The 14,811-nt window shown below is 72.5% G+C and carries 15 protein-coding genes and 1 tRNA gene; 10 read left to right on the top strand and 6 right to left on the bottom strand.

From position 1 onward, the window contains the following. Positions 1-14: 14 nt before the first annotated feature. A complete protein-coding gene (locus ACUYMY_RS13730) occupies positions 15-1,481 on the top strand; it encodes a DHA2 family efflux MFS transporter permease subunit (RefSeq protein WP_481705061.1) in 1,467 nt (488 codons plus the stop codon). Positions 1,482-1,795: 314 nt separating this feature from the next. On the opposite strand, the gene ACUYMY_RS13725 is transcribed toward ACUYMY_RS13730, so the two are convergent. The 5 genes from ACUYMY_RS13725 to ACUYMY_RS13705 form a co-directional block, all read right to left on the bottom strand. Further along, complete coding sequence (locus ACUYMY_RS13725) at positions 1,796-2,503, bottom strand: GNAT family N-acetyltransferase (RefSeq protein WP_481704091.1); 708 nt, start codon at positions 2,501-2,503, stop codon at positions 1,796-1,798. A gap of 17 nt (positions 2,504-2,520) precedes the next feature. After that, positions 2,521-3,546, bottom strand: coding sequence for a 6-phosphofructokinase (locus ACUYMY_RS13720; protein WP_481704090.1), 1,026 nt, complete (start codon positions 3,544-3,546; stop codon positions 2,521-2,523). A gap of 281 nt (positions 3,547-3,827) precedes the next feature. Next, positions 3,828-4,112, bottom strand: a complete 285-nt coding sequence (locus tag ACUYMY_RS13715; protein ID WP_481704089.1) for a PspC domain-containing protein — start codon at positions 4,110-4,112, stop codon at positions 3,828-3,830. 32 nt (positions 4,113-4,144) lie between these two features. Beyond that, positions 4,145-4,477: a hypothetical protein gene (locus ACUYMY_RS13710; protein ID WP_481704088.1), complete on the bottom strand. Its 333-nt coding sequence runs from the start codon at positions 4,475-4,477 to the stop codon at positions 4,145-4,147. Position 4,478: 1 nt separating this feature from the next. Beyond that, positions 4,479-5,957, bottom strand: a complete 1,479-nt coding sequence (locus ACUYMY_RS13705; RefSeq protein WP_481704087.1) for a PspC domain-containing protein — start codon at positions 5,955-5,957, stop codon at positions 4,479-4,481. A gap of 125 nt (positions 5,958-6,082) precedes the next feature. Between ACUYMY_RS13705 and ACUYMY_RS13700 the strand changes: the two genes are divergently transcribed. Beyond that, positions 6,083-7,351: an ATP-binding protein gene (locus ACUYMY_RS13700; protein WP_481704086.1), complete on the top strand. Its 1,269-nt coding sequence runs from the start codon at positions 6,083-6,085 to the stop codon at positions 7,349-7,351. Continuing rightward, the gene (locus ACUYMY_RS13695) at positions 7,348-8,052 is read left to right on the top strand and encodes a LuxR C-terminal-related transcriptional regulator (RefSeq protein ID WP_481704085.1); all 705 of its coding nucleotides are present in this window, start codon (positions 7,348-7,350) and stop codon (positions 8,050-8,052) included. Before ACUYMY_RS13700 ends, ACUYMY_RS13695 begins: the two co-directional genes overlap by 4 nt. 85 nt (positions 8,053-8,137) lie before the next feature. Here the strand turns inward: ACUYMY_RS13695 and ACUYMY_RS13690 are convergent, their stop codons facing one another. Next, positions 8,138-9,343 (bottom strand): pyridoxal phosphate-dependent aminotransferase, encoded by a 1,206-nt coding sequence (locus tag ACUYMY_RS13690; RefSeq protein ID WP_481704084.1) that lies wholly within the window; start codon positions 9,341-9,343, stop codon positions 8,138-8,140. A 244-nt stretch (positions 9,344-9,587) separates the two neighbouring features. Here ACUYMY_RS13690 and ACUYMY_RS13685 point away from each other — a divergent pair. The 7 genes from ACUYMY_RS13685 to ACUYMY_RS13655 all read left to right on the top strand — a co-directional run bounded on the left by ACUYMY_RS13685 (position 9,588) and on the right by ACUYMY_RS13655 (position 14,792). Then, a tRNA-Trp gene (locus ACUYMY_RS13685) sits at positions 9,588-9,660 on the top strand. An 81-nt stretch (positions 9,661-9,741) separates the two neighbouring features. Continuing rightward, entirely contained in the window at positions 9,742-10,020 is a 279-nt protein-coding gene (gene secE, locus ACUYMY_RS13680) for a preprotein translocase subunit SecE (RefSeq protein WP_481704083.1), read from the top strand. Positions 10,021-10,121: 101 nt separating this feature from the next. After that, a complete protein-coding gene (gene nusG / locus ACUYMY_RS13675) occupies positions 10,122-11,033 on the top strand; it encodes a transcription termination/antitermination protein NusG (protein ID WP_481704082.1) in 912 nt (303 codons plus the stop codon). A gap of 135 nt (positions 11,034-11,168) precedes the next feature. Beyond that, positions 11,169-11,600, top strand: a complete 432-nt coding sequence (gene rplK / locus ACUYMY_RS13670) for a 50S ribosomal protein L11 (protein ID WP_077490622.1) — start codon at positions 11,169-11,171, stop codon at positions 11,598-11,600. A gap of 109 nt (positions 11,601-11,709) precedes the next feature. Continuing rightward, entirely contained in the window at positions 11,710-12,417 is a 708-nt protein-coding gene (gene rplA, locus ACUYMY_RS13665) for a 50S ribosomal protein L1 (protein WP_481704081.1), read from the top strand. A 132-nt stretch (positions 12,418-12,549) separates the two neighbouring features. Beyond that, a complete protein-coding gene (locus tag ACUYMY_RS13660) occupies positions 12,550-13,647 on the top strand; it encodes a GNAT family N-acetyltransferase (RefSeq protein ID WP_481704080.1) in 1,098 nt (365 codons plus the stop codon). Further along, positions 13,644-14,792 carry a DUF998 domain-containing protein gene (locus ACUYMY_RS13655; RefSeq protein WP_481704079.1) on the top strand — a complete coding sequence of 383 codons (1,149 nt, stop codon included), beginning with the start codon at positions 13,644-13,646 and terminating at the stop codon, positions 14,790-14,792. Before ACUYMY_RS13660 ends, ACUYMY_RS13655 begins: the two co-directional genes overlap by 4 nt. Positions 14,793-14,811: the final 19 nt, after the last annotated feature.

Raw genomic sequence — 14,811 nt, 5'->3', positions numbered from 1 at the left:
ATCGCCCCGAGGCCATGGAGCGCCCGTGGCCGACGCTGTGGTCCCTCGTGATCGGGTTCTTCATGATCCTCGTCGACTCGACCATCGTCTCGGTGGCGAACCCGGCGATCATGCGGGGGCTCGGGGCGGACGTCGGCGCCGTCATCTGGGTCACGAGCTCGTACCTGCTGGCGTACGCGGTGCCGCTGCTCATCACGGGCCGCCTCGGGGACCGCTTCGGCCCCAAGGCGATGTACCTCACGGGACTCGTGATCTTCACGCTCTCGTCCCTGTGGTGCGGGTTCGCCGGAAGCATCGGGATGCTCATCGCCGCCCGGGCCGCCCAGGGCATGGGTGCGGCGCTCATGACTCCGCAGACCATGGCGGTCATCACGCGGATCTTCCCGCCGGACCGGCGCGGCGCTGCGATGGGGCTGTGGGGTGCGACGGCGGGCGTCGCGATGCTCGTGGGGCCGATCCTCGGCGGGCTGCTCGTCGACGGGCTCGGCTGGGAGTGGATCTTCTTCGTCAACGTGCCCGTCGGGATCGTCGCGTTCGTCGCGGCGGCCCGGTTCGTGCCCTGGCTCGCAACCCACCCGCACCGGTTCGACCTCGTCGGCGTCGTGCTCAGCGCGGCGGGGATGTTCCTCATCGTCTTCGGCATCCAGGAGGGGCAGACGTATGCCTGGGGCAGCATCGCCGGGCCGATCACGGTCTGGGGCGTGATCGTCGCCGGCGTCGTTGTCATGGCCGGCTTCGTGTGGTGGCAGAGGACCACGCGCGGTGAGCCGCTCCTGCCGCTCGGGCTGTTCCGGGACCGCAACTTCTCGCTCGCGACCCTCGGGATGTCGACGGTGGGGTTCGCCGTGACCTCGTTCGGCCTGCCGACCATCTTCTACTACCAGCTCGTGCGCGGCATGACGCCTACGCAGTCCGCGCTCATGATGGTCCCCATGGCGCTGCTCTCCGGCGGCCTCGCGCCGCTCGGCGGGCGGCTCGTGGACAAGGGCCACGCGAAGGCCATGAACATCGCGGGCCTGACGCTCTTCGCGCTCGGGCTCGTCCTGTACGCCGTGCTCCTGACGCCGGACATGCCGATCTGGCTGCTCCTGATCCCGAGCGCCGTCGTCGGGCTGGCCAACATCGGCATCTGGGGCCCGCTCGCGACGCTCGCCACCCGCGGCCTGCCGCCGCACCAGGCCGGTGCCGGGTCCGGGTTCTACAACACGACCCGGCAGGTCGGCGCGGTCCTCGGCAGCGCGGCCATCGCGGCGCTCATGCAGGCCCGGCTCGCGGCCGAGCTGCCCGGGCCCGGATCCGGGGCCCCCACTGGAGAGTACGCTGGCGGCACCCTTCCCGCCGAGCTCCACGCGGGCTTCGCCGCGGCGATGGCCCAGTCCGTGCTGCTGCCCGCCGCGGTGCTCGCGCTGGGCCTCGCGGTCGCGTTCTTCTTCGTCCGGGTACCCCCCGCCGCCCCCGCGGTCACCCTGGCCGAGCACTGACCCCCTTCCCGGCGAGATGGGGTCCTGTGACGCCGAAGTGGGGTCCTAGGACGTCGAGGTGGGGGAGTGGGACGCCGAGGTGGGGGAGTAGGACGCGAAGGTGAGGGCCCGCAATGTCGTATCTGCTGCCGAAAGCCGCATGTGCGGCCGGGATCGAGGCAGCAGATGCGGCCGAGGGCAGCTGTTGCCGCGGCGGCAGTCACTGGCGCGTACGACGGCGCACGCCTTGGCGGGCGCCCCGACCTCGGCGTTCCTAGGGCCCCATTTCGGCGGTCAAGGCCCCCATCTCGGCGGTCAAGGCCCCCACCTCGGCGTCAGCGGCCGGGGGCCAGGGCCACCGAGGCGATCCTGCCCGACGGCGTGATCCCGAGCCCGTCGGCGAGGCGCAGGCCTGCGATCTGGTGCGAGGGCACGTCGAACTGCACGATGAGCCCCTCCGCGAGGGCCTCGTGGATCGCGACCGAGGCGATGAACTTGCCGAGCCCGCGGTGCCTGTGCGCGGGCGCGACGAGCACGCCGAGGTCCGCGAGCAGCCCCTCGACCTCGGCGTAGGCCGCGCAGGCGGCCGGCCCGTCGTCGAGCAGGAGCGTGAAGCGGTGATCGCGCCGCATGAGCTCCGCCGAGGCGGCGTCGTCGGGCGGGCAGCGCATCTCGAGCTCGATCGCCTCGGGCGCGGCCCGGGAGATCTCCGGCTCGGTCCCCGGCTGGTCGAGCGGGAGGTAGTCGGCGAAGCCCAGGACGCCGGAGCGCAGCCGGTGCCCGCCGGCCCCGGCGAGGCGCAGGAGCGCCCCGCCGGCGAGCAGGTCGTCGTCGGGAAGGCCCGCCCCGGCCTCGACGAGGGGCGTCGGCCCGCACAGGGCCAGCTGCCCGAAGAGCTCGACGGCGACCAGCTCGGCGGCGCTGTCGCGGCACCCGAGGAGGCGCCCGCCGTCGTCCGAGAAGCTCAGGTCCGGCAGGCCGAGCCTTCGCGCCCACGCGAGCCGGACGACGTCCCGGCTCCCCTCGTGGAAGGTCTCCGCCATGCGCCCCTCCCCTCGGCTCAGCCGAAGAGGACGGCGGCCTCGTCGTAGCGGTGCTGCGGGACCGTCTTGAGCCGGCCGAGCGCCGAGTCGAAGGCCACGTGCGCGATCTCGGTGCCGTTGAGCGAGACCATCGTGCCCCATCGGCCCTCGACGACGGAGTCGATCGCTGCCATGCCGAGGCGCGTCGCGAGGACGCGGTCGAACGCGGTCGGGACGCCGCCGCGCTGGATGTGCCCGAGGATCGTGGCCCGGGTTTCGATGCCCGTGCGGGCCTCGATCTCGGGGGCGAGCTGATCGGCGATGCCGCCCAGCCGGGGGCGGCCGAAGGTGTCGAGCCCGCGCTCGGAGTGCGGGGCATTCATCCCCTCGAGCACGAAGCCCTCGGCGACGACGACGACGGGCGCGCGGCCGCGGTCGTGGGCCATCTTGACCCACTCGACGACCTGGTCGATGCTGACCTTCTGCTCGGGGATGAGGATCGCGTGCGCGCCCGAGGCCATGCCGGCGTGCAGCGCGATCCAGCCGACGTGACGGCCCATGACCTCGGCGATCATGCAGCGGTGGTGCGACTCGCCGGTGGTCCGCAGCCGGTCGATCGCCTCCGTGGCGATCTCGACGGCCGTGTCGAAGCCGAAGGTGTAGTCCGTCGCGTCGAGGTCGTTGTCCACCGTCTTGGGCACGCCGACGATCCTGAGGCCCGCGTCCGTGAGGCGCTTCGCGGCCGCGAGGGTGCCCTCGCCGCCGATCGCGATCATCGCGTCGATCCCGTGCCGCTCCATGTTGGCCTTGATGACGTCGGGCCCGCCGCCGGCCTCGAACGGGTTGGTGCGGGACGTGCCGAGGATCGTGCCGCCCTGCTTCGCGATGCCGCGCACCATGGTGCGGGGGATGTCGACGATGTCGCCCTCGACCACGCCCCGCCAGCCGTCGCGGAACCCGACGAAGGACTGACCGTGGACGGCGATGCCCTTGAGCACGGCGCCGCGGATGACGGCGTTGAGTCCTGGGCAGTCGCCGCCGGAGGTGAGGATGCCGATCTTCATGAAGGCCCTTTTCGGTTGGCGGCCGCCCCGCGTCGGAAGGTCGAAGGGGGATGGCGACGGTGGCGCGGCCGGAACTGGTGATTCAAGAGCGCCACGTTGAGCCCACCGGACATTCTAGCCACCCCAGCCGTCAATCGTGACGCAGAGCACAGCCGCATGACGCCGGCGGTGCACGACGCCGGCCTCCCGCCGCGGGCGCGGGCCCCGCCGCACGCCGTGCCCAACGCGCGCGTGAGGGCCCCCGATCCTCGCGGATCGGGGGCCCTCACTGGGGTGGCGTTTCAGGCGTTCGGCCCCTTCGGCCCGGACGGGCCCCTTCCGAGGGCGCGCCGCTGCAGGGCGTCCTCGAGGATGATCCGGCCGTCCTGGTTCGGGATGAGGATCCACGCCACGATGTAGGCGAGGAACGCGGGCCCGGGCAGAAGGCACAGGAGCAGGAACCCGATGCGGACGAACGCGACGTCCACGTTGGCCTTGGCGGCGAGGCCGGCCAGGACTCCTCCGAGGATCCGGCGCGGTCCGCGCCGGAGGCCGCTCGAGCGGATGGCTGCGAAGAACTTGTCCATGGATCCTCCTGATGTCTCACTCGGGGCGTGTGTCACTCGGTCGGGGCGGACGCGGCGCCGGGAGTCGCGGCCCCGCCGTCGGTGCCCTCGGATCCGTCGGCGCGGCCCCCGCCGTCGGCCGCTACCCTGCGCCGGCGCCCGGCGGCTAGCAGGCCGCCGACCACGAGGCCCAGGCCCGCGAGGAGCATGACGCCGGCGGCAGCGTACCCCGGTTCCACGTGCAGCCAGCCTAGCCGGTCCGCCAGGATGAGCGCCCCGATGGCCATGACAACTGCCCCCCACACGATCGTGCCCACGGCGGGGCCCTGCTTCTCGGCGATGTTCCCGATGTTCTCGGACCTCTGGTCGTAGTCCTGCATGCTCATGTCAGTGCTCCTCTTCGATCCGGACGCTGCTCAGGGCGGCGTCGAGCTCCAGCACGAGGGTCGCGCCAGGGCGGTCGGCGTTGTAGGTCTGGGTGTCCCGCTGCGAGATCCCCGCGACCGTGCGGGGTCCGAGCCGGACCTCGGACAGGCTGGCGTCCGTGCGGACCTCGACCGGGATGCCCTGCGGGATCTCGATCGCGACCGAGCTCAGCGCGACGTCCAACCGCACCGTCCTGTCGTCGGCGAGCGGCCCGGCGTTGTCCAGCGCGGAGAGGTCAACCGTGCCCTCCGCCGCGGCGATGTCGTACCCGCCGGAGACCTCGGCGATGGTGGCCGGCGCGTAGGCGACGCGGGACGGGCCGCGGGAGTCGGCGAAGCGGTTGATGCCCTGGGCGATCCCGGCCGAGACGATGGCCACGATCGCGAAGAGGGTCAGGATGCCCGCGGTGCGCCCGCGCAGGCCCGCGACGACGATCCCGAGGCCGAGGGCGATGGCCGCGATCGCCCAGATCCCGCCGGTCGCGCCCACGCTCGGCATGCCGGCCCGGTCGAGGGCGAGCAGCGTGCCCGCGATGAGCGCGGTCAGGCCGACGACGACGGCGACGTACGCTCCGCCCGGGCCGCGCCTCCGGGGGACAGGCGGGGGAGGCGGGACGGGGGCGGGGGTAGGGACCGGTGTCCCGTAGAACGGCGGCGGGGCGGACGCGTGGCCGGGCGCCCCGGGACCGCCCGGGGTGCCTGGAGGAGTCGCGTACGACGGCGCGCTGGCCGCCTTCGCGTAGAACGTGTCGCCGGGCGCGGGGACGCCGGGCTGTGTGGCGCCGGGGTGGGGCATGCCGGTCTGACCCGTGCCGGTCTGGGGCATGCCGGGCTGGAAGCCGGGGCCGCCCCCGGGGGCAGGGGCAGCCGCCATCGCGCTGCGCCGACGGGATCCGCGGACGATGCTGTAGACCGCGAAGGCGACGACGGCGACCCAGAAGAGCCCCCAGAACGCCCCACCCACGCCGCGCTCGCCGAACCAGAAGCCGGCGCGGGCGCCGCCGAGGCCGAGGATCGTCACGAGGACCGCGCCCGTCATGCCGGCGGTCCAGCGGCCGCGGCCGGCCTCCTGGAGGTGGATTCGCCCGTCGGGCTCCGGCAGCAGGAGCCAGGCCAGGCCGTAGGCGAGGACGCCTATGCCGAGGAACAGCGCGGCGACGATGAAGAGTCCGCGGATGAGGATCGGGTCGACGCCCCAGCGGTATGCGAGGCCGCTCGAGACGCCGCCGAGCCAGCGGTCGCCGCCGCGCACGACGCCGAGGCCGCGGATCCAGCCGAAGAAGTCGGTGGGGCGTCCCGGCGCGGGGGCCGGGCCGGGGACGGGCGCGGGCTGGGGGCCGCCGGGCTGAGTGCTGCCCGGCTGCCTGCCGCCGGGCACGTCCTCCGGCTGGGGCCCGGGGAGAGGGTCGGGGCGGTCGGGGTCAGGGTGCTGATTGCTCATGCGTCCATCGTTCCGCCGCGCGCTCTGCCCACCCATCGGGGGAACCCCTGACCGCACCCTGAACGGACCCGGGGATGCGGCCGGGAACGCCCCTGACGCGGTCCAAAGGTGCTTGGATTGAGGGCATGAACACCGTGCCCGTGCGCCCGCCCCTCGTCCGGGGGGAGGACCGCCTCCTCGCGGGCGTGTGCTCGGGCCTCGCGCGGCACCTCGGGGTCCGCGTCGACGCCGTCCGCTGGATCATGGCAGCCACGGCGATCCTCGGCGGCGCGGGGATCGTCTTCTACGCGTGGCTCTGGATTATGGTGCCCACCGCGGCGGAGGCGGCCAAGCGCGCCGCCCGCCGCCCGGCGTCGCCCATCGCCCCCACCGTGAGCGCCGTCCCCGACCCCGCGCTGCGGCAGCTCGCCGTCCCTCGGTACGCGCGCGAGATCCTGCTCGGGCTCGTCCTGCTGCTGGGCGCGTTCGTGCTCGGAGGAAGCCTCATCGGCATAGACGTCCCGCTCGACACCGTCGTGCCCATCGCGGCGATCCTCGGCGGCGTCGCGCTCGCGTGGATGCAGCTCGACGAGGCCCGCCGGGAGCGGCTCGTCCGCGGCGCCGGGACCGAGCGCTGGACGGGCTGGCTCCGGCTCGGCGCGGGGCTGGCGCTCGTCGTCGCCGGCGTCGCGCTCGCGGTCTCCGGCAGCCAGTGGAATGTCCTCGGCACGGCCCTGCTCGCCTCCTTCGCGGTCCTCGCCGGCGTCGCCCTCGTCCTCCTGCCCTGGGGGCTCAAGTTCTGGCGCGAGTACGGGGCGGAGCGCGCCGCGCGGGTCCGCGAGGAGGAGCGTGCCGAGATCGCGGCGCACCTGCACGACTCGGTCCTCCAGACCCTGGCCCTCATCCAGCGCCGCGCGGGCAGCGAGGCGGACGTGACGCGCCTGGCCAGGGCGCAGGAGCGGGAGCTGCGCGAGTGGCTGTACCGCGACTCGCGGACCTCGAGCGGCTCGTTCGAGGACCGGCTCACGTCGGTCGCGGCCGAGGTCGAGGACGCGGTCGGCGCGCCGATCGACGTCGTCCTCGTCGGCGAGGCGCGGGACGCCGCGGACGGGCAGGCCCGGCGCGACGCCTACGAGGCCCTGCTCCAGGCCGCGCGCGAGGCCATGCTCAACGCCGCCCGGCACGGCGGCGGCGGGCCCGTCTCGGTCTACGCCGAGTCGCGTGAGGGGACGGTCGAGGTGTTCGTGCGGGACCGCGGGCCCGGGTTCGACCTCGACGCGGTCCCCGCGGACCGGCTCGGCGTCCGCGAGTCCATCATCGGCCGGATGCGCCGCCACGGCGGCGAGGCGGCGATCGCGAGCGGCGCCGACGGCACCGAGGTGCGGCTGCGGCTGCCCGGAACGGAGGAGACATGACGACCGACCCTCACGCGGAGCAGGCCGCCCCGGCGCCCGGGACCCGCGAGCCAGGCCCTGTCACCGTCGTCATCGTCGACGACCACACGATCTTCCGCTCGGGCCTCAAGGCCGATCTGGACGAGCGCGTCGCCGTCGTGGGCGAGGCCGGGACGGTCGAGGACGCGGTCGCCGTCATCGACTCGGTGCGGCCGCAGGTCGTGCTGCTCGACGTGCATCTGCCCGGCGGCCTCGGCGGCGGGGGGCGGGAGGTGCTCACGCGGTCGACGGCGCTGCTTCCGCACGTGCGCTTCCTCGCCCTGAGCGTCTCGGACGCCGCGGAGGACGTCGTCTCCGTGATCCGCGCTGGGGCGCGCGGCTACGTGACCAAGACCGCGTCCGGCCCCGAGATCACCGACGCCGTCCTGCGGGTGGCCGAAGGCGACGCCGTGTTCTCGCCCCGGCTGGCCGGCTTCGTCCTCGACGCGTTCGGGACCTCGGCCGTTGCGGACGTGGCCGACGACGAGCTCGACCGGCTCTCGGCGCGCGAGCTCGACGTCATGCGCCTCATCGCGCGCGGCTACACCTACAAGGAGGCCGCGAAGGAGCTGTTCATCTCGGTCAAGACCGTCGAGACGCACGTCTCGGCCGTGCTGCGCAAGCTCCAGCTCACCAACCGGCACGAGCTCTCCCGCTGGGCCGCGGACCGGAAGATCTGGTAGCCCCGGAAAAACGACTGCTCCGCCGCCGTCGTTCTGAACAGCCAGAACGACGGCGGCGGAGCAGTCGATGGAGAGGCGCTGGGCGCTACTTGGCCGTGCCGAGGAATTCGGCGAGGCGGCCGACGCCCTCCGCGAGGTCCTCGTCGCCGAGGGCGTAGGAGAGGCGCACGTAGCCGCTCGGGCCGAACGCCTCGCCCGGGACGATCGCGACCTCGACCTTGTCCAGGACGAGCGCGGCGAGCTCGGCGGAGGTCGCCGGGCGGATCCCGCCGAGCTCGCGGCCGAGGAGGCCGCGGACGTCGGCGTACGCGTAGAAGGCGCCGTGCGGCGTCGGGCAGTCGACGCCGTCGATCGCGTTGAGCGCCGAGACCATCGCCTTGCGCCGGCGGTTGAAGGCGACCTTCATCTCCTCGACCGCGTCGAGCGGGCCGGCGACGGCGGCCAGGGCGGCGATCTGCGAGACGTTGGAGACGTTGCTCGTCGCGTGCGACTGGAGGTTGGTCGCGGCTTTGATGACGTCCGCCGGGCCGATCATCCAGCCCACGCGCCAGCCCGTCATGGCGTACGTCTTCGCGACGCCGTTGAGGATCACGACCCGGTCGCCGAGCTCGGGGGCCGCGGTCGCGATCGAGGTGAAGGGCACGCCGTCGTACGTGAGGTGCTCGTAGATCTCGTCGGTGATGACCCACAGGCCCTTCGACGCGGCCCACTGGCCGATCTCCTTGACCTGCTCGGGCGAGTAGACCGCGCCGGTCGGGTTGGACGGCGAGACGAAGAGGAGGATCTTCGTCCGGGGCGTGAGGGCGGCCTCGAGCTGCTCGACCGTGACGAGGTAGCCCTGCTCAGGGCCGGCGAAGACCTCGACCGGGACGCCGCCGGCCAGGCGGATCGCCTCGGGATAGGTGGTCCAGTACGGCGTGGGCACGATGACCTCGTCGCCCGGGTCCAGGAGCGTCGCGAAGGAGTTGTAGACGGCCTGCTTGCCGCCGTTGGTCACGAGCACCTGGCTCGCCGCGGCCTCGTAGCCCGAGTCGCGCAGGGTCTTCTTCGCGATGGCCTCGCGCAGCTCGGGCAGGCCGGCGGCGGGGGAGTAGCGGTGGTACTTGGGCTGCCGCGCGGCCTCGACGGCGGCGTCGACGATGTACGCGGGGGTGGGGAAGTCCGGCTCACCGGCGCCGAAGCCGATCACCGGCCGGCCCGCGGCCTTGAGGGCCTTCGCCTTCGCATCAACGGCCAGGGTGGCGGATTCGGCAATGGATCCGATGCGCTGGGAGACACGCGCGGAGGTCATGGGTGGTCCTGTCTGTGTGGGGGCATGGCACTGACCCTCCTACTCTATTCGCTGGCGCCCCGCGGCCGGCGGCACAGGGACCCGGTTCGACGCACGGGCGGAATATGCGTAGACTTGATCCTCGGTATCGGAACCGCGAGAGTGGCCCGTGCCTGGGATTTCTGGCTCGTCCTCAGGGACGACGGCGGTGCGCACCGCCGCGCCGGATCCTTGGTATGGTGGTCCAGCGGCAAGTCCGCACCGAAGGGTAGTGGCGCAATTGGTAGCGCAGCGGTCTCCAAAACCGCAGGTTGCAGGTTCGAGTCCTGTCTGCCCTGCGCAAGGAACGGCCCGGCTTGTCCGGGCCATTCCAGCACCCACAGAACGGATCCGGCGGGGAAGTCCTGCGGGCGAGACGGATGAGCGAGGAATCGGTGACCGAAACAGCTGCGAGCAGCTCTCCGGGCCGCCCCAAGCAGGCCAGGAAGCTCAGCTTCTTCGGCCGCATCGCCCTCTTCATCCGCCAGGTGATCGGCGAGCTCCGCAAGGTCGTGACGCCGACCCGCCAGGAACTCCTCACCTACACGATCGTGGTGCTGGCGTTCGTGGCGGTCGTGATGGTGATCGTCTTCGCCCTCGACTTCGTCTTCGGCATCGGCGTCGGGTGGGTCTTCGGGGGCGAGTCCGCCGACAGCTAGCCGGGGTCCGCAGACCGTGGTCCGGTGCCGGGAGAACCGGCGCCCGGGTCAGGGTGTGCGGATGACGCATTTAAGTCGCATTGAGGAAAGCAGGAGACGAAGTGTCTGAGCACGAGCTCGAGGAACGCGGTACCGAGCAGGAGGAGACTGCCCTTCCCGCAGCCGACTTCGGCGACTCCGCGGACGACTCCGACCAGGGCGCCTTCGAGCCGGCGTTCTCCGACGTGGCTGATGCATCGGCTGAGGACGAGTACGGGGCCGAGGACGAGTCGGCCGATGAGGACACTGTCGACGCTGCGGAGCCCGGCGGCGAGGAGTCCGAGTACGGCGACGCCGAGGAGGGCGTCGGCGCCGAGGAGGGCGCGCCGTCGGCCGCCCCCGAGCAGGCCCTCGACCCCGCCGCGGCCGCGGAGGAGTTCAAGGCCAAGCTGCGCCGCCAGCCGGGCGACTGGTACGTCATCCACTCCTACGCCGGCTATGAGAACCGCGTGAAGGCGAACCTCGAGACCCGCATCCAGACGCTGGACATGGAGGATTTCATCTATGAGATCCAGGTCCCGATGGAGGAAGTCGTCGAGATCAAGAACGCCCAGCGCAAGATCGTGAACCGGGTCCGCATCCCGGGCTACGTCCTCGTGCGCATGGACCTCACCGACGCCTCGTGGGGCGCCGTCCGCCACACCCCGGGCGTCACGGGCTTCGTGGGCAACGCCCACAACCCCGTCCCGCTGACCCTCGACGAGGTCTTCTCGATGCTCGCCCCGGTGTTCGAGCAGGAGCAGGCCGCCGAGGCGAAGGCCGCGGGCAAGGCCGGCCAGAAGGCCGCCGCCGCGCCGGTCAACGTCGACTTCGAGGTCGGCGAGTCGGTCATCGTCAAGGAGGGCCCGTTCGAGACCCTCCCGGCCACGATCTCCGAGATCAAGCCCGAGTCGCAGACTCTCGTGGTCCTCGTCTCGATCTTCGAGCGCGAGACCCCCGTGACCCTCGCGTTCAACCAGGTCTCGAAGATCTAGGGACCCGACAACACAAGACTTCGCCCCGGGACCGGATGCTTTGCCGGACCCGGGGCGGCCGACTGCCTCGCCAGGGCAGTCATCACCTGGGCGGCGCTCCTGCTGCTCAGGAAGCACTGGAAAGAAGGACCTACATTGGCTCCCAAGAAGAAGGTCACCGGCCTTATCAAGCTGCAGATCCAGGCAGGTGCCGCCAACCCGGCCCCGCCGATCGGCCCTGCGCTCGGTCAGCACGGTGTCAACATCATGGAGTTCTGCAAGGCGTACAACGCCGCGACGGAATCCCAGCGTGGCAACGTCATCCCCGTGGAGATCACGGTCTACGAGGACCGCTCCTTCACGTTCATCACCAAGACCCCGCCGGCCGCCGAGCTCATCAAGAAGGCCGCGGGCGTGCAGAAGGGCTCCGCGACCCCGCACACCGTGAAGGTCGCCAAGCTCACCGACGCGCAGGTCGAGGAGATCGCCAAGACCAAGCTCGAGGACCTCAACGCGAACGACGTCGAGGCCGCGAAGAAGATCATCGCCGGTACGGCCCGCAGCATGGGCATCACCGTCGAGGGCTAAGCCCTCACCCACACAACAAAGAATGACGCCGGCGAGTCCCGCCGTCGTCCGTGGCAGGGCCGAGCGCGGCCCACTGAGACCACAACTGCACAAGGAGAACAAGAGCAGCATGGCAAAGCGCAGCAAAGCATATGAGGCAGCCGCCGCGAAGATCGAGGCCGGCAAGCTGTACGCCCCGGCCGAGGGCGTGGCCCTCGCCAAGGAGATCAGCACCTCGAAGTCCGACTCTACCGTCGAGGTCGCGTTCCGCCTCGGCGTCGACCCGCGCAAGGCGGACCAGATGGTCCGCGGCACGGTGAACCTCCCGCACGGCACCGGCAAGACCGCCCGCGTCGTCGTCTTCGCGACGGGCGACAAGGCCGCGGCCGCTGAGGCCGCCGGCGCCGACTTCGTCGGCTCGGACGACCTGATCGAGCGCATCCAGGGCGGGTGGACGGACTTCGACGCCGCCGTCGCGACCCCGGAGCTCATGGGCAAGGTCGGCCGCCTCGGCAAGATCCTCGGCCCGCGCAACCTCATGCCGAACCCGAAGACCGGCACGGTGACCCCGGACGTGGCCAAGGCCGTGACCGACATCAAGGGCGGCAAGATCGACTTCCGCGTCGACAAGCACTCGAACCTGCACTTCATCATCGGCAAGGCCTCCTTCGACGCCCGCCAGCTGGCCGAGAACTACGCCGCCGCCCTCGACGAGGTCCTGCGCCTCAAGCCGTCGGCGTCCAAGGGCCGCTACATCCAGAAGGCCACGGTCACCACGACCTTCGGCCCCGGCATCCCGGTCGACCCGAACGTCACGAAGGTCGTCCTCGACGCCTGAGTGAGCGCACCGGCACGCTGAGCGAGACTGCCCGGCACGGCAGCCATACAGCACGCCCCCTCCCGCCGCGGGAGGGGGCGTGCTGCATTTTCTTTAACAGTTCCAGGGTTTCGCACGTCGTAGACTCCGACCATGAGCGCCGAGTACCGCGTTCAGCGGCTGAGCCTTCCTGCGTCCCTCGAGGCGCGGGACGCTGCCCCCTTTCTGGAGTTCTGCCGCCTCGCCGACGAGGTCCAGAGGCAGATCTGGGGGCACGAGGACCGCTGCGCCCCGGCCGCCTACCGCCTGCGCGCATGGCGGGACTCCGCCTACGAGTCGACGGCGCTCTTCTTCGTCCGGGCCGGGGACCGCATGGTCGGCCGGGCCTGGTGCCGCGTCCCGCTGCAGGAGGACCTCGGCCGGGCACAGGTGCGCGCCGAGGTCCTCGACGGGCACGCGGGCCGGGGGATCGGCCGGCTCCTGCTCGATGCGGCCGTCGAGGAGGCGCGACGGCGGGGCCGCACCCTCCTCGACACGTACACCGAGCACCCGGCTTCGACGCTGCCGGCGCGCGCCGCCGCGCCGAGCGCCGTCGTTGCCTCCACCGGGACGGGTGCCGTGCCCGCAGAGGCGCGCTCGGTCCGCTTCGCGCAGGCCGCGGGGTTCGCGCTGAGCCAGGTCACGCGCTTCAGCGAGCTGGTGCTGGACGAGCACGAGGCCTCCTGGCCGGCCCTCGAGGCGGCCGCAGCGGCGAAGGCCGGGTCCGACTACGAGGTGCTCCTCTGGGAGGGCGTCCCGCCCGAGCACCGGGCGGCGATGGCGGAGCTGTTCGGGCGGATGTCCATCGACGCCCCGCAGGGAGAGGACGTGTACGAGCCGGAGCGCTGGGACGCCGACCGGGTTGCGGCGCTCGACCGCATGCTCAACGAGGCGGGAACGGTGCCGCTCTACGCCGTCGCGCGGCACCGCGGCACGGGGGAGTTCGCAGCGTACACGGCGCTGTGGGTGCGCGAGGGCAAGGAGGACGTGGCTGACCAGGACGACACGCTCGTGCGCCTCGGCCACCGGGGCCGCTCCCTAGGGATGCTCATCAAGCTCGCGAACCTGCGCGCCTACCGGCAGCGCTTCCCGCAGGCGGCAAAGGTCCTGACGTTCAACGCGGCGGAGAACGAGCACATGCTCGCCATCAACACAGCCCTCGGGTTCCGGCCTGCGGGGGCCGACGGCGAGTGGTACCGGAGGCTCGCATGAGCGACGACGCCGTGGGCACCGCCCGGGGCGCCGCCGTCCCCGAGCCCGCTCCCGGACCCCGCGCCCGGCCGCGGCCGCGGGGCACCGCGACCGGGGCCGAGGTCCGCGCGCTCATCGCCGCGGCCGCCGCGATCGCCGCGGGCCTCGCCGTCGCCCTCGCAGCCTTCGCCGACCGGCGCCCTGCGCTCTCGGGCGACCAGGGGGTGGGGGACATCGCGGCGATTGTGGCGGGCGTCGCCTCCGCGCTGGCCTTCGCGGTGGCCTACCGCCGCTCCTACGCCGATCCGGACCGGCGGTGGCTGGCCGAGCGGCCCCTGTGGCGGCGGCTCCTCGGGCTCGTGGCGCTCGCGTTCGCCCACGCGGCGATCGCGTTCATGGTGACCTGGGCGAGCTTCCAGATCTTCCAGCGGGCCTTCACGGGCGTGAGCGTGGACACCTTCGCGGCCGCGCTGCTCACGGCGGTCGCGGCGGCCCTCGCGGCCTACTCGAGCCACCAGTCGGGCTCTCGGATGGACAGCTACGCCCTCTCCAACCTCCTCGCGACGTACCTCGCGGCCGGGGTGCTCACCTCCATGGTCACGACGAGCCGGACGAACTGGTGGGAGGTCAACTTCAGCGTGCTCGGAGCGGCGGACTATGGGGTCGCCCTGGCGTTCAACGCGACCCTCGTGACCGCCGGCGCGGTCATCGCGCTCCTCGCCGAGTACATGACCCGCGACCTGCGGGCCCTCGACCTGCACCGCGCGCGCTCGGGGGAGGGCGCGGCTGCGACGCGCGAGCGCCCGCTCATCGCGTGCTTCGTCCTCACCGGGATCTTCCTCACGGGCGCGGGGCTCGTGCCCGTGGACGTGTTCATGCCCGTGCACAACTCGCTCGCGACGGCGATGACGGCCGCCTACACGGTCCTCGTGCTCGGGGTCCGGGCCTGGCTGCCCGGGCTGAGCCGGACGTTCTACCTGGCCGGGTACGCGATGCTCGGCGCGGCCGCGCTCTCGGTCCTGCTGTGGTGGCCGCTCGGCTACTACACCATGACCGGGATGGAGCTCGTCGTCGCCGGCGTGATCCTCGCGTGGCTCGTGCTCTTCACGCGCCACCTGGCTGCCGCGGTCGAGGACGCGCGGCGGGCCGACACGCAGCCGGCCTGACCCCCCGCGCCGCGTGCTG

This window comes from Sinomonas sp. T428B (assembly GCF_056780155.1).
The sequence above is the reverse complement of the archived record's forward strand: the minus strand, read 5'-3'. Positions and strand labels throughout refer to the sequence as shown.